Origin of the sequence: Vibrio porteresiae DSM 19223, from assembly GCF_024347055.1 — a bacterium.
GTDB lineage: Bacteria > Pseudomonadota > Gammaproteobacteria > Enterobacterales > Vibrionaceae > Vibrio > Vibrio porteresiae.
The window spans coordinates 2,203,615-2,219,715 of the sequence record NZ_AP024895.1; the positions used below are offsets into that span (position 1 = coordinate 2,203,615).

At 44.0% G+C, this 16,101-nt stretch carries 10 protein-coding genes; 8 read left to right on the plus strand and 2 right to left on the minus strand.

Annotated elements, in window-relative coordinates; translation table 11 throughout:
• Positions 1–263 precede the first annotated feature (263 nt).
• The 3 genes from prsT to OCV11_RS09950 all read left to right on the plus strand — a co-directional run bounded on the left by prsT (position 264) and on the right by OCV11_RS09950 (position 4,350).
• Positions 264–3,062, plus strand: a complete 2,799-nt coding sequence (gene prsT / locus OCV11_RS09940) for an XrtA/PEP-CTERM system TPR-repeat protein PrsT (RefSeq protein ID WP_261892704.1) — start codon at positions 264–266, stop codon at positions 3,060–3,062.
• A 95-nt stretch (positions 3,063–3,157) separates the two neighbouring features.
• Complete coding sequence (locus OCV11_RS09945; RefSeq protein WP_261892705.1) at positions 3,158–3,940, plus strand: S1 family peptidase; 783 nt, start codon at positions 3,158–3,160, stop codon at positions 3,938–3,940.
• Positions 3,941–3,954: 14 nt separating this feature from the next.
• Positions 3,955–4,350, plus strand: a complete 396-nt coding sequence (locus tag OCV11_RS09950; protein WP_261892706.1) for a VanZ family protein — start codon at positions 3,955–3,957, stop codon at positions 4,348–4,350.
• 118 nt (positions 4,351–4,468) lie between these two features.
• Here OCV11_RS09950 and OCV11_RS09955 read toward each other — a convergent pair whose 3' ends face one another.
• Together OCV11_RS09955 and OCV11_RS09960 are read right to left on the minus strand one after the other, a co-directional pair.
• The gene (locus OCV11_RS09955; protein WP_261892707.1) at positions 4,469–5,362 is read right to left on the minus strand and encodes a ThiF family adenylyltransferase; all 894 of its coding nucleotides are present in this window, start codon (positions 5,360–5,362) and stop codon (positions 4,469–4,471) included.
• A 94-nt stretch (positions 5,363–5,456) separates the two neighbouring features.
• Positions 5,457–6,371, minus strand: a complete 915-nt coding sequence (locus tag OCV11_RS09960; RefSeq protein WP_261892708.1) for an N-acyl amino acid synthase FeeM domain-containing protein — start codon at positions 6,369–6,371, stop codon at positions 5,457–5,459.
• 590 nt (positions 6,372–6,961) lie between these two features.
• Here OCV11_RS09960 and OCV11_RS09965 point away from each other — a divergent pair.
• The 5 genes from OCV11_RS09965 to OCV11_RS09985 all read left to right on the plus strand — a co-directional run bounded on the left by OCV11_RS09965 (position 6,962) and on the right by OCV11_RS09985 (position 16,076).
• A complete protein-coding gene (locus OCV11_RS09965) occupies positions 6,962–7,891 on the plus strand; it encodes a PEP-CTERM sorting domain-containing protein (RefSeq protein ID WP_261892709.1) in 930 nt (309 codons plus the stop codon).
• Between the two features lie 544 nt (positions 7,892–8,435).
• Complete coding sequence (locus OCV11_RS09970) at positions 8,436–9,365, plus strand: PEP-CTERM sorting domain-containing protein (protein ID WP_261892710.1); 930 nt, start codon at positions 8,436–8,438, stop codon at positions 9,363–9,365.
• Between the two features lie 257 nt (positions 9,366–9,622).
• Positions 9,623–11,671 (plus strand): XrtA/PEP-CTERM system histidine kinase PrsK, encoded by a 2,049-nt coding sequence (gene prsK, locus OCV11_RS09975; RefSeq protein ID WP_261892711.1) that lies wholly within the window; start codon positions 9,623–9,625, stop codon positions 11,669–11,671.
• 548 nt (positions 11,672–12,219) lie between these two features.
• On the plus strand, positions 12,220–13,560 hold the full coding sequence (prsR, locus tag OCV11_RS09980; protein ID WP_261892712.1) for a PEP-CTERM-box response regulator transcription factor: 1,341 nt from the start codon (positions 12,220–12,222) through the stop codon (positions 13,558–13,560).
• A gap of 155 nt (positions 13,561–13,715) precedes the next feature.
• Positions 13,716–16,076: an efflux RND transporter permease subunit gene (locus OCV11_RS09985; RefSeq protein WP_261892713.1), complete on the plus strand. Its 2,361-nt coding sequence runs from the start codon at positions 13,716–13,718 to the stop codon at positions 16,074–16,076.
• Positions 16,077–16,101: the final 25 nt, after the last annotated feature.

Consider the following 16,101-nt stretch of genomic DNA (forward strand, 5'->3'; position numbering starts at 1 on the left):
CAAAAGTAAGACAAGCTTTAATAAAAACATTACAGCACTGAAACCCTAGCCGAGCTATTATGGTAAAACTGTGAGTTTCTATCGATAAATTCCATATTAACTCGATTTATTATCTTCATTTTTAACGATAAAAATTCATATTTTTAGAACACAGTTAAATACATTTTTGGTTGATATTGTTTTTTGACTTATTACGCAAAGAGCGCAAAACTGACTATCATCGCCAAGAAGTTACGGATATTCACTTAAAATCAGGGAATTGTATGTTCCAGCATAAGCCTAAAATGGTTAGAGCCCTACTAAGCTCTAGTCTCGCATCATCTTGTCTGTTGCTTGCGGGTATAAGCTACGCAGACGACTACATCAATAGTGCCCAAGTTTATCTGAGCAAAAACGACTTCAATTCTGCGACGATTGAACTGAAAAATGCCATTCAATCGTCCCCTAAAGATGCCACTCCTCGCTTAATGCTCGGCAAACTCTATCTGCAACACGGTAACTTTCCTGCCGCTGAGCAGGAATTGTCGCGCGCGTTACAATTGGGCGCAGAGAAAGCACAGGTCCTTCCCCTACTGGCTAGAACACTGGTCGCCATGGGTCGCAACGACGATGCCGCCGAGCTAATTAACGAATCGACGGTGTCAGAACCGAGTGCCAAAGCGGATTTAATCGGCCTACAGGCGATTGCTGAGTTCAATTTGCGCCGCGAAGAGAATGCCAACAAATTGATCGCCGATGCGAGCAAAACCGTCGACAGCAAGGTATTGAGTCAATCGGTCTATTTTAATTTGGCTCAAGTCCGCCAATTGAATACCCAAAACAAAACAACTGAAGCGCAAGCACTACTCGACCATGCACTGAAGATCGACGAAAACAACAGTGATATTTGGCTCCTTAAAGGTCATATGGATCTGGCGCAAAAGCAGTTTGAACAAGCCACTCAAGATTATAAAAAGGCTTACTCAATATCACCTTCCGCGAATCTCTATTCCATTTTTGTCGCCAATGCGCTGGTGCTTTCTAAGCAGTTTAAAGAAGCCACTCCGTACGTAGACAGAATTCTGAAAGCCATTCCTGATTATCCCGTTGCGAACGAGCTGAAAGCCACCATTCTCTACTCCGAAAAAAATTATGAAGGGGCAAAAGACGCCGCAGAGAAAGCAATTAATAATGGTTCGCAAAACACAGCAACCATGTTGATTTCAGCAGTGTCGGCCTATCAACTCAAACTGTATGAACAAGCCAACCGCCGACTAAAACAAGTGTTACCCAGATTACCGGCTAACCACTTTGCCAACCGCCTTTATATCGTGACCTTGATGAAACTGGGTTACATCAACCAAGCGGTTGAGAAGATGGAGAGCATGGATACGGCCAGTGAAGAAAACAGCAATTTCTTATCGCAAATGGGCTTGGCGCTATCCAAATTAGGTCGCAACGATGAGGCACTTTCGTTGGCAACTAAGGCCTACGACAGTAATAAAAATGCCAGTAGCGAATTGATGCTTGGCATGGTTAAGCTCGCTGATAACGATGAAAGTGGCTTAAAAGAGTTACAATCGGCAATTGCCGAACAACCCGACCAGCGTAAAGCTGCAATTGGCGCTGCCTATTACTATCTGCAACTGGGCAAATTGGACGACGCTCAAGCCGTCGCTGATAAATGGTTAGCCAAAGACGCCAAAGATATTGATGCGCTTGGTTTACAAGGCCAAATCTCTTTGGTTAAAAAAGAGTACCCAGAGGCTGAAAAGACCTTTCGTACCATTCTTTCTATTTCTCCAGACCTACCTAAAGTGCAAGAGTTACTCGCTCGCACGTTGTTTTTACAAGAGAAATACCAAGGCGCTTATGACCTAGCCTATAAAGTGAAACAAAAAATTCCCAACAGCATTCCAGCGATTCAAATCTTGTTTGCCAGTGCACAAAAACTTAACAAGATGGACGATGTGCTTGCGCTGATCGAAAAGCAAATCAGTGCCAATCCAACAGATATTACGCTTCTCCACCAGAAGGCTTTTGCTCTTATCACTGAAGGGAAAAATGAGGCTGCGCTAGCGCTGTTGGAAAACATCCCGAATGAATCCAAAACAGGTGAAACATGGTCGTTGATTGGTAACTTGTACGCGCTAAAACGCTCGTGGATTGATGCCGATCGTGCTTACCAAAATTGGATAAAACTCTCTCCTAATAACGTCAATGCTTACCTTCGCTCGCTGCAAATTTATGACGAGTGGAAAAAATACCCTAGCGGTGTGGCACTGGCTGAAAAAGCGCATAGTCAATTCCCCGAAGATACCCGTTTTGTGATCATCAAAGGTAACATGCAGCTCAGATCAGGCGACCCAAAGGCAGCCCAACAAACCCTCGATACGTTACCTGACGCAGTGAAAAACTCGGTGTATGCGCTGACCTTACAAGAGTCGATTTACGTTGCTAACCGTGATTTGAAACGTGCCCTGCCACTGCAAGAAAAAATTCATCAGATGGCTCCGGGACTGACCACAGCGCGCGAACTTGCCTCATTGTATGAGGCATCAGGCCAGCGAGACAAAGCGATTAAATTCTTGGAAAAAGAGATAGCAACGCATGCCCAGAAAGCACGTCCGCTGCAAATTCTTCTGGCTGACATTCAAAGCCGCGCGAATCCGGATGCGGCCATCGATGAATACTTGCAGATCATTAAGCGAGAACCGTCAAACGTGATTGCGTTAAACAACATTGCTTGGCTTTACATTGATAAAGGCGATTTTGGCGAAGCATGTAAGTATTCAGGTCAGGCTTATAAGATTGCGCAGCAAGAGCCCGTGATTGCGGATACCCATGGTTACTGCTTGTTGAAATCTGGCGACGTCACCAATGCGCTGCCTATTTTGTCTCAAGCCTATGAAGCAACTAAAACACGCAATAATGCTGAAATTGCCCTGCATTACGCGGAGGGGCTGATTCAAAGTAAGCAAAAATCGCAAGCACAAACGCTGTTAAACACCATTCAAATACCGGCTAACAGCAAACTGGCTGCGGATAAAAGCAACCTAGTTCAACTGGTTAAGAGTATTTGATTAGTAGCGAAAGTCAGTGAGTTCTTTGGGGCTTACTGACTTGCCATTCCCAGAACAGTTTACACAACCGTCAGTAAACATGGAGCGTTCAACCTATGGGAAATCCAACGATGAAATCTCTGCTCAAAGCAGTGTTATCGTGCAGCCTACTGTGGTTATGCTGGGCTCGCTTTAGCTATGCTTCTCTTCCCGATACGATAGATAAAATTCGCCCCTCGATTGTGGGAGTGGGTACGTACAGTCGTTTATCGGATCAACACTCTCGCTACCTTGGCACCGGATTTGTTATTCAAGACGGTCGGTATGTGGTTACCAATGCCCATGTTGTTCCTGAGCTGCTCAATAAGGAGATTAAAGAGCGACTCGTGGTCTATATTGGCCGAGGTTCTCATCCTCAGATGCGAGATGCCGAAGTGATCGCCATTGATCCCGTGTTCGATATCGCGATTTTAAAAATCCCCGGCCCGGCACTACCGGCATTGACGCTCTCGGCGCATAACGTACGTGAAGGTGAAGATATCGCCTTTACCGGCTATCCCATTGGCGCGGTGTTAGGGCTCTATCCTGTTACACACCACGGCATACTATCGTGCATTACTCCGGTGGTCGTACCCGCCCGAACCACCAGAGAACTGACGGTCAATCAGATAAAACAGCTAAGAAACCCCTATATGGTGTATCAGCTTGATGCCACTGCCTATCCTGGTAACAGCGGCAGCCCTGTTTATCTTCCTGAAACCGGAGAAGTGATTGCTATCGTCAACAAGGTGTTAGTCAAGGCTACTAAAGAGGCAGCATTAACCAACCCAAGTGCAATTACCTATGCCATTCCGATTCAACATCTCAAGAACTTGTTAAGTGAAGTACGCAATAAATAGTAAGGATTGCTCACATGCTGCAAAGTGTTAAAAAGGTCGCGTTAGTCGGTTACACCGCTTTGATTGGCTATGTTTCTCTCGCAAATGATTCATCACCAGACAGTGTGGTTCCCGATCTTAATAGTTATGGTGTGCCCGACCTCGACAAAATGGCTCACCTTGGGGCATATACCCTATTTGCGGTGATTGCTATTTTGGCGTTAGGATTGAGGTCGCTAAAATCCATCGGCTTATGCGCTGTTGTCATCGCCGTATACAGTGGCGTGCTCGAAGGGCTGCAAACCTTGGTTCCGTTACGAGAAGCCTCTTGGCTCGATTTCTTTGCCAATGACATCGGGATTATGTTGGGGTCACTGCTTATGCTGTGGTGGCTTTACCCACCCAAAGGCAGAGCGAAAGAAATGGCGTAATGGCGAAGCTTAAACCTGCTCAAACATTCGCGGTGAGGTTATAAAACCTCACCGCGCTTTATTTAATCACTTTTGATTTATACCATTAGTAACGTCATATCGTTTGTCTTATGCGATGCTATTGGGTAATGCTCTTAAGCAAAGCCGCCTTCTGGTCGGAGAATTTGCGCGCGGCTAAGAAACGTTTTAAACGCTGCAGTGGACCACGATTACCCCAGTGCAATTTGCCTTTTCGATATAAACACCGATAGGTATCGAACTGCATGAAGTAAGGGGCAGCCATCGGAGGGCGTTTATTAAGCAGAATGATCAGCACTTCTGACGTGAGTAAACCCGTAGCAATATTGCAAGCACAAGAGAGTGACGGACCGGCATGATCAGAGGAATCGACTTTACTGGTGTCCATATACCGCCAATGTGTCCCGCGTGGCGCAACACCGACAGTAAAAGCAATCAACTGTTCGAACAGATCCATATCATCATTGATATCAAAGTATTCATCAAAGCTCATGCTCTCAGGGGTAAACACATTCATTGTGCCAGAAAAACCGAGAGGCGCAGCGAACACCACCGGTTTTCCTAATCGGCGAGCAGTACGATATAACAAGCGCCGCGCTGGCATGGAGAAGAAATCAATTGCATCGACGATTACATCGGCATCAGCGACGAACGCTTCAACATTCTCTTCTTGGATGCCTTGGGGAAACATCTTGATATCGACGCTGGGGTGAATGTCTTTGGCCATCTCCGCCATCACTTCGACTTTAGGGCGGTCCACTGTCGAGGACATCGCACCGATTTGACGATTGATATTTTTAATACTGAATTCGTCAAAATCAGCCAGATTGAAGCCACCAATCCCCATACGAACGAGATCGATAAACTCTCTACCTCCCAATCCACCACATCCTGCAACGGCAACACGTGAGCGTTGTAAGGTCATTTGTTCCTGTTCAGTCACAAGACCAATATTACGCGTGACTGCCAATTTATAATATTCTTGACTATCCATCCTATTTACCTTCTCTTCTGAGCACGACAGAAGTGAGCTCTGTTTCTCGTTAAGCAAGCTGTTTTATCAAGACGCTTCGATGTTTAGGCCTTATTCAAAAAGGAAACTCTTGACCTAACTCTCTGTATTCATTACGCAAAAGTAACAAATCTTTATCGTCAAGTGAGTGAATAAAATCGGTACGTTCAGCGAGAAAATAATGAAGTAACTCGGGCGACAATGAATGCCCTTCCCCTTTTTTGCGGTTAAAGCTTTCCGTAAAGAAGAATCGATGCAAATCCGCATCGAACTCACGACCAGAATAAAACTGCTCCGCTTTTTTATTCGCTGCAGCAATGTTTAGACGATGGCCTTGCACCTTATGTATGTAAGCCGCTGAATAAGGAACCAATTCCCCGAGCGGTTCAAACAGACAGATCTTCTGATAAAACCGACAGTGACGCTCGGCGACAGAGCAGCAAAGATCAGTGACTCCTTTCAATTCAGCGAATTGAAACAACAACTTAAAAAGATGCAGAAAGACTTTGTATTTGGTGTATTGAGGATTTAGAGCAAATGAGGTGACTTCAGCAACTCTGCCGCCTTCTGCTCTGATTTTATTGATTTGCTCGCCACAAAACTCCTCCATTGGCAGCCCCATAGGACTGTCAAACACAATCGAAACGGTGCCCACCACATTGGTGGATTCTCTGAAGTTCTGTGGTGTGCCCATCTCCAGTTCTTCATGGAAATTGGCGATAAATATTCTGGTACTCGGCAGCAAATGATACTTGGTAAAACGTATTCCTTTATGAGTATCTTGCTGTAGCCCCGCTTCGACATAGTTATCCCAAACCAAGGTAAAAGCGCGTTCAATCTCCGCTTTATCAACTGCAATTTTATAGGTGACTGCCTGTGTACAAAGCTCGCTATCGCTGCCCTCTTTTGCGATACGCACTTCCTTACGTCTCTCCACTGGCACTGTTCTGCCATTTAATTCAGTGAGTGGGGCCTTTTCTATGATCGCCATATGTTCACCTCCAAACCAGCATTGACAACCGATGATATGAGTTTGGTTTTCCGATGTGATTACCCGAGCTTGTACCAAAAAATAAGCACTAAAACTCATCTCCACTAAGTACGGTAGCGTATATTTTGGAAATAACTGCCTAAAAATAGAAAAGAATAAAATTAATTTACTTAAGTTTTAAATAAAAGAAATATTACATCGTATCGTTTTAAGAAAACGCTAAGCAAGATGATGTAATGGCAGTTAATAAATCATAATCATCTCAATTAATCCAATGTTATTTTATAATAAAATCATAATGTAAAACTTAGGTGTCGGTATTTTTTACACCATCACAAAAACACACTAAAAATATAACCAATGTTATAAGCGTTGATTTTTATTAACTTTTTAACATTGATATAAATTCTTACTGACTAAAGTAAAATTTTAATTAGGTTATATGTCAGGCTATTTTACACTTTACTAAGCATTCTATTATACATGCTATATCTCACCGCCTAATCAGCTGATAAATAACAATATTTTTCTTGGCACTATAAATGCTTATAAGCCTAGGTAACAAACTTAAACGGACAAAGGTAAATTACATGAAAGTATTTCGAACACTGAGTCAGTTGTTAGCAGCCGGTATGCTTATATTTGTATCTAGCCAAGTATATGCAACCGCGTATAGCTTATCTGATTATGCATGGGCGTATGATTCAAACCAAGATGGAAACATTAGCAATGATGAGATCGTCTCTGATGATTCTTTTAGTTTTGAAGGGTATACACTTGTTGAAGTGACAACAAATAGTGGTACTGCTGATTTAACTAGTGGGGCAACATTTTCTGATTATACCTACTTGACCAATACTCAAACAGGCGTATACGCAGAAGCTCTTTTAAATGGGACTATCAGCAGTGGATCAACGATAGCATACTTTAATACTACAGCTTCTGACCCAACGTCTCAGATGGAATGGTACACAGCTAGTGGTGATTACATTTTAACTGTGGACTTAGTAACAAATGACCTCGGCCAACAAGGTCGCTCAGTGTTAACTGTCATTGACGGTGACCTTTTAGTGAATCAAATTACCTTATACCTTTCAGTCTCTGATGTTGAGTATGGTTATTTCTATATTTACGACGAGACGCTAGGAGAATGGGTAGATTTTGCGACACTGTTAGCTGAAGGTGATGAATTATTATTCACATCCGTTACGACTTCTAGTGCAACGAATGAGGGTGATGTAAGTAATGAAGCTAGTGCATACATCGAAGGCGCAAGTGGTGAAAATCCTAACAGTTATGCAGCCGCCGTCGGTAATGCCAGCGATCTTATCGATTTAACCATTGCGTATCAATCCGATGGGACATACATGTATAGCCTATCTCACGATGGTGGTATCGATGTTGACTCAGACGCTGTGCCAGAACCTGGCATGCTAACTCTGATGGGACTTGCGCTAATCGGCCTTGCTTATCTGCAACGTCGCCGTAAAGACGATGGGCTATCACTAGCTCACAGCTAAACCGCGCTCATCACTTGGATAGGCACTTTCTTACTCGATTGGCTTAATCGTTTAGCATGAGAAAGTGCCATCCTGTTTTATTGACAAATCACACCACATTCACTTCGACTCCCCACCGTTCAACGTGATTCCCATTGGTTTTGTTAAACAAAGCCAATGGGAATATACCCGTCGCTTACACATCAATTTAGTTATTATTTTCAATGAATTATATAAATAAAGCGATACTTTATCACTTTAGTGTCAGATTGTTTTACAACGTAGAAAATAGAATATTTAATTAATGACTCTTTATATTTCAGTTTGTTAAATTGATAAACATAACATATTAACCATTATGTTATTTTAAGTAGCTAAAACTATTAGGATATTAACATAGTCACATATGCATCATGTGACATTAAATTATACACCTAAGTCCTCGTCCGCCATTTATCATCATATGAATCAATATAAGCCATTAAATTATTTACCGAAATTAAGTTGGCATTATCAATGCTTTATAAGCCTTGGTAACAAACCTTAACGGACAAAGGTAAATAAAATGAAAATATTTCGTAGACTAAGTCAGTTGCTAGCAGTCAGTATGCTTATATTGGCATCAAGCCAGGTATATGCAACTGCGTATAGCTTATCTGATTATGCATTGGGGTATGATTCAAACGGCGATGGAACAATTAGTAATGATGAAATCATTTCTGATGATTCTTTTAGTTTTGAAGGATACACACTTGTTGAAGCGACACCTAATAGTGATGGTGATCTAACCAGTGGCGCATCATTTACTGACTATACCTACTTGACCAATACTCAAACTGGTGTATATGCAGAAGCTGTGTTGAATGGGACTATCACCAGTGGCTCAACGATAGCATACTTTAATACTACAGCTTCTGACCCTGAATCACAGATGACATGGTACACAGCAAGTGGTGCTTACATTTTAACTTTGGACTTGGTAACAAATGACCTTGAGCAACAAGGTCGCTCAGTGTTAACTGTCATTGACAATGACCTTTTAGTGAATCAAATCACCTTATATCTTGAAGTCTCTGATGTTGAGGCTGGATATTTCTATATTTACGACGAGACAACAGGAGAATGGGTAGACTTTGCGACGCTGTTAGCTAGAGGAGATACATTACTACTCACATCAGTTACGACTTCAAGTGCAGCAAATACTGGTGATGTAAGTGATGAAGCTAGTGCATACATCGAAGGCGAAAGTGGTAAGGATCCTAACAATTATGCTGCCCCTGTTGGTAATGCCAGCGACCTTATCGATTTAGAAATTGCTTATCAATCCGGTGGGACATACATGTATAGCCTTTCTCATGATGGCGGTATCGATGTTGACTCCGATGCAGTACCAGAACCAGGCATGCTCTCTCTGATGGGTCTTGCATTCTTAGGTTTAGCTGGCTTACAACGCCGTCGTAAAATGCAAAGCAGCACAGACGTTAAGCTTAATTAAGTTATTATCTTCGTCCTAGATGGCGACTTCCTATACAGCAATACCTTGTGTAGGAAGTCACCTCTAATAATCTCATCCCTTTCAACCTCTGGTTATCCATTCCTGCACTCGATGTTTTTCAAGATAGTTGTCATCAATCGCGATTCTTACTTTTTAGATCAACAGCAAATCGAACATTTAGCACGACACTCTTTACAGAAACGGCTCAATAATAGAGTTAAACTTTGCTGCATAAGATGACAGAGCATCAGGGAATTATGTCGAATTTATTATTGAATGCCACGGGCTATGGCATTGTGGCTCTTGGGTTTCTCTTTCTATTTATTCTGTTACTCGCGACCAAACAAAAAACGCTCCAACGCAGCCTGTTACTGATTGCATCCTTGACCAGTGCCATTTGGGCTGGTGTGGCTGCGTTTGCGATGCATCCACTCATTGCCCTAGTGTTATTACCTATCGAAACTCTTCGTAATATCAGTTGGTTACTGCTGATTATGGGCACATTGACCGTGCAAACTCAGTGGCGTCACTTTCTCCACGACGACCCTATGGTCAAACGCACTTTAGCCGCACTCTCCTTAGTGCTGGTCATTGAGCTATCGAGCATGCTGTTTTTTTGGTTGCCGTTTCGCTATTTGTTGCTGATTCATCTTGCCGAATCCGCCGTCGGTTTATGGTTTATCGAACAGCTTTATCGCCGCACCGATAGACAAGATCGTTGGGCAATCAAACCCATTACCCTAGGTCTAGGAATGACCTTTGCCTACGATTTCGCCCTGTACGCCAATAGCGCCCTAACTAACAACGTTGATGATGGGTTTCTTTTGGCCCGAGGTTGGATCACTATCGTGACCATTCCGCTTATCACGATGACGGCGAGACGGGTGAAGAACTGGTCAACACGTATTTATGTCTCTCGCGATGTGGTGTACAGCAGCACCTTATTAACCATCGCAGGTGGCTATCTGTTAGTGATGGCGATTGTGGGGTACTACATTCGCTACCTTGGTGAAAACTGGGGCAGTTTCGCGCAATACGTCTTTTTTGCTTTAAGTGCCCTACTGTTAGCGAGCCTATTTACCTCAGATGCGCTGCGGCGCAAGCTCAAGGTCTTCATTACTAAGCACTTTTATGCCAACAAATACGAGTACCGTGAAGAGTGGATGAAATTTGCGGCCATCTTGGAACAAAACGTCCATGAGCCTTACCAGATCGCTCTTAACGCCATTATTCAGCCGTTTGATTGTGAAGCGGGACTTCTCGCGATGGTCAATGGGGATAAACTTACCAATAAAACCAGCTATAACCTCAAAGCTGGCTACCCAGAGACGGATGAAATTCTGTTACCTTTGGCAAAAGCCGCGATAGAGCATCAATGGATCATTGATATTAAGCAGCTCATCAATCACGACACGAATAACCCCTTTGCTTATGACCACCAGCAAGTTTCAACTATTCGAACCTTTGACTACATCGTGCCAATCATTAACCACAGTGGCGACAGTCATGTCTGCTTTATTTCCAAACCCCACACGACGGAATCGATCAATTGGGAAGATCGCGACCTGATGTTCGCCATCAGTAAACAGCTAGCCGTGTATCTCAACTTATATCACACCAACCAAATTTTGGCGGAAAATCAGCAATTTGATGCGTTTAATCAGATGTCAGCTTTTCTCGCCCACGATTTAAAAAATATCTTGGCACAGCTCCAACTGCTCGCTAAAAATGCGCAAAAACACAAACACAACCCTGAATTTATCGAAGATGCGTTTGAAACGGTGGACTCCGCCATCGAACGTTTGAGTAAAGTTGTCGAACATCTGCGCAAAAAAGAGCTTACCGCCCAAGCAGGTGAAACCTTTGACGTAGAGCCATTAGTAAAAGCAAGCTGCGCCGAGCGCGCCAATTCAGAGCCTATTCCAGAATTTCACAGCCAGACGACACAAGCCTTTGCTATCAACACCGACAAAGAGCATTTTCATAATATGCTGTTGCACTTAATCCAAAATGCGCAAGATGCCACGGAGAGTAGCGGCTTCGTTCGCGTTTCCACCTCAGTTGCAGAAGAGTGCTATCGCATAGAAATCCGAGATAATGGCTGTGGGATGAACGAAGAATTTATCGAAAAGCGCCTATTCAAACCATTTGATACAACCAAGGGAAATTCAGGAATGGGTATAGGAGCCTATGACGCCAAAAAATTTATCGAACAATTAGGCGGTTATATTGATGTTCAGTCCGAACTAGGAAAAGGAACCTGCTTTACATTGTCTATTCCGTTTAGCCGACACTGTTCACGGTAAATATCACGTCTAACTGTCTTAACTTTAAGAAACATCATGTAAACCACAGGATGACTTAGTCTCAAGCTTCTCTTTTCGGGGATGACGTTATAGCCTATTGAATAGAGTAAAATTAATAAGTTAGCACTCAACAGCTGAATATTATTATGTATTAAATCAGTATATTGGGGAGTATTTACGAGATAGATAGAATGTCTCCTCTCCCTATTCAGACTATAACTATATGGGTGATATTCAAACTCAATATTTAGGTTCAATCGCCATTATTTATTATTGATACTTAAATCGTTTCTCTAAAGAAAAGAAATAATTTGATTTGTGACACATTCATATTCCTCAATGCACCATGATGAATAATATTAAACAAGGTTATGCGCTATTTTTCCAAGCTGAGGTTCATACCAATAACGAACCACAAGAGCCTGTCGGTAAAAATAGAGCGCAGACAAAACCACTGTTGAGCATGAGTGAGACCTTGTTGTGAAACCCTAGCAACACTTTCGTTGACCCGTCATACAAAACTGCTGAAAGGAAAGGCGTTACACGTAATGGAAACACTACTGATTATTGAAGATGATCGCGGCATCCAGAAACAACTAAAATGGGCATTTGGTGACTACAACGTGGTTCATGCTTTTGATAAAGCAACTGCGTTGGCAGCGCTACGTCGCTACGAACCCAAAGTCATTACTTTGGATTTGGGGCTACCACCCGACCCAGATAATGCTTCGGAAGGTTTTGAGACGCTAAAAGAGATTCTTGCCTTAGCGCCTAAAGCCAAAATTGTGGTCATTACTGGTAATGATGAGAAGATCAATGCACTGCAAGCCATTAAAATGGGTGCGCATGATTTTTATCACAAACCTATCGACCAAGATATTCTGTCGGTCATCGTCAGCCGTGCGTTCTTTATTGCCAACTTGGAACTCGAAAATGAGAGCCTGAAGAAGCACTCTTTAAATCACAATGGTTTTATTGGTCATAGCCCCAAAATACAGCGGGTGTGTGAACTTATCGAACGTATTGCCCCTACCGATGTAAGCACCTTGCTACTGGGTGAAAGTGGTACAGGGAAAGAAGTGCTCGCACGTGCCATTCACGATTCAAGCGGTCGTAAAGATCAGCCGTTTGTCGCAATAAACTGCGCCTCCATTCCAGAAAACCTCCTTGAAAGTGAACTGTTTGGTTATGAACGTGGCGCTTTCACTGGCGCAGTAAAAATGACCAAAGGGAAAGTGGAATGCGCCGAAGGTGGTACTCTGTTCTTGGATGAAATTGGCGATATGCCTTTCTCATTGCAAGCCAAGATCTTGCGCTTTTTGCAGGAAAAAGTGATTACCCGTATCGGCGGCAGACAAGACATTCCGGTGAACGTGCGTATCGTCTGTGCGACCCACCAGAACTTACAAGAGATGGTGGCAGAAAAATCCTTTCGTGAAGACTTGTTCTATCGTATCAGCGAAATGACCATCAATATTCCGCCACTACGTGAGCGTGATGAAGACATTATTTTGATTGCCCGTTCTGTGCTGCAAGCAAACTGTGAGCAAATGGGTAAACAGATCAATGGATTTACTGAAGAAGCGATTCAAGCCCTGATTCAATACCCTTGGCCTGGTAACGTGCGTGAACTGCAAAACCGCGTTAAAAGTGCCTGCATTATGGCGGACGGCAAGAACATCACAGTGCATGATTTGGCGCTACCGACCAATCAGGAAGTGGTCACCATGGACATTAATTTGAAGCATGTTCGCGAGGCTGCTGAAAAACAAGCCGTGAGTCGAGCGCTCTCTATCAGCGACGGTAATATGTCTAACACGGCAGGATTACTCGGCATTACTCGACCAACACTCTATGCCCTGATGGAGAAATTCTCTTTACGTAAATAACGATGATGGCTCTGATTAAACGAACTTTTTTCACCGCTCAGAGCCATCACAACCCAACTAACTGGCAGATGTGGGCATAACAAGTTCCATCCAAACTCATCACCATCGAGATAAGGTTGTCCTTACTAGGTTATTGGGGTAAACGGAGGTTACTGATGCATCAACACTATAAAGGTCGGCTGTCTCAACCCGATGTGTGGTTACAACATCTCGTTCACGCCCCCATTATTTCGCTGTGCGTGGTGGCGATTTTGCTTATCAGCGCCGCCATCGGGATTAAAGATCTGCAGTTTCGCGGCGATTACAATATCTTCTTCGATAAGGGCAACGCCCAACTGCAATCCTTTGAACGGATTCAAGCTGAGTTCGCGAAAACCGATAACCTCGCGATTTTGGTGGCTCCCGATGACGGTAACATTTTTACCGCCAAAACGCTTACTTTGATTCAAGAACTCACTGAAGCCGCATGGCAAACGCCCTACTCAAGTCGCGTTGACTCCCTGACTAACTATCAACATACCCAAGCGCAAGAAGATGACCTTGCCGTCCATGATTTAGTGCCCCGCGGTTCTCGTCTAGACACCAACGCCATTGATGAAATTCGTCAAATCGCCATCAACGCGCCGGAAACGCGCAATGCGATTGTTTCTCAGAAGGGAGATTTAGCGGTAGTCAACATCACGGTTCAGCTACCAGAGAAAGATAAAACGGCTGAAATTGCCGAAGTCTATCAATTTGTTACGCAAATGCTGACTAAATTTAAAGCTGAGCATACCGATGTTCACTTCTATCGCGCTGGCTTAGTCGCGATGAACTACGCTTTGATTCAATCGGCGCAACAAGACATTACTCACCTAGTGCCGGGTATGTTCTTGGTTATTTTGGCGGTACTGGTCATTTTGCTGCGTTCTGCTTTGAGTGTGTTTGCCACACTCATTTGCATTATTTCCGCCGTTGTCTCTACTGTCGGCTTAGCCGGCTGGCTTGGCTTATCGATTAACGTTGCCACCGTTAATATTCCTACCTTGATCTTGACGTTGTCGGTCGCCGACTGCGTGCACATCATCGCCACCATGCGCCATCAAATGCAGTTAGGACAACGAAAATCTGCCGCCATCATGCACAGTATGAAAATGGATGTCATGCCGGTCATCATTACCTCAGTCACCACGGCAGTTGGCTTTTTCATGATGAACATGTCTGACTCTCCGGTGCTGAGAACCTTCGGCAACTTAGCCGCGATTGGGGTGTTAATTGCTTGCCTGCTCTCGTTGGTGTTACTGCCAGTGCTATTGCAACTGCTGCCCATTAAGGTGGGCTCTAAAACCACAGCGCAAAGCACATTCGCCATCGATAAAATCGCCGATGTGATTGTGAAATATCGCCTGTCGCTCCTAGTCACCTCGACGCTTGTTATCATTGCTGGCGCTGCTCTCATTCCACTGAACACCATTAATGATGACTCGGTGAAATACTTCAACAAAGGGAGTGATTTTCGCCAAGTGGCGGATTATATGCAGGAACACATTAGTGGTATGGGAACCATCAGTGTGGTGGTGAACTCAGGGCAAGACCAAGGCATTGTGGACCCACAATTTCTCCAAACCGTTGATGCCTTTACGGCGTGGCTAAGAACGCAGCCTGAAGTTGACCACGTCTCTTCACTGACGGATATTTTAAAACGCCTAAATAAAAACATGCATGGTGATGATGACAGCTATTATCACCTGCCCACCAGTCGCGAACTCTCTGCCCAATATCTATTGATGTATGAGATGTCGCTACCTTACGGCTTGGATTTAAATAACCAGATCAACGTGGCGAAATCGGCGATCAAAGTGCAAGTGACCACGGAAAACTTAGGCAGCCACGACTTTATTAACCTGGAAGACCGCATCAATCTGTGGTTTGAACAGCACAACAGCGGTGGCAAAGTGCACGATGTGACCCAATCAAGTCCGTCGTTGATGTTTGCGCACATCGGTTCGAAAAATATGCGCAGCATGCTGATTTCCTTACCGATTAGCTTAATCATGATCTCCGGACTGCTCGCCTTGGCGTTGCGCTCACTCAAACTTGGGCTGTACAGCATCATCCCTAATATGGCTCCTGCCTTAATTGGCTTTGGCCTTTGGGGCGTGATTTCGGGAGAGATTAACCTCGCGTTATCAGTGGTCGCTTCTTTAACACTGGGTATCGTGGTGGATGACTGCGTGCATTTTCTCACCAAATATCAAATGGCCCGTCAACAAGGGCAATCGGCTGAAGATGCGGTGCGCTATGCCTTCCACAGTGTGGGACGCGCATTATGGGTTACCAGTGTGGTGTTGATTGCCGGCTTTTATGTGCTCACGCTCTCAACGTTCCGCCTCAATTCCGACATGGGCACGCTAAGCACCCTGATCATTTTCTTGGCACTGGTGATCGACTTTATCTTTCTACCCAGCTGCTTAATGTTTTTTGATAAGAAGAGCGTGGCGAGCACCGTCGATGTCGCCAAACCACTACGGAAATAGCGCCACGATATACGTGACTAAGGAG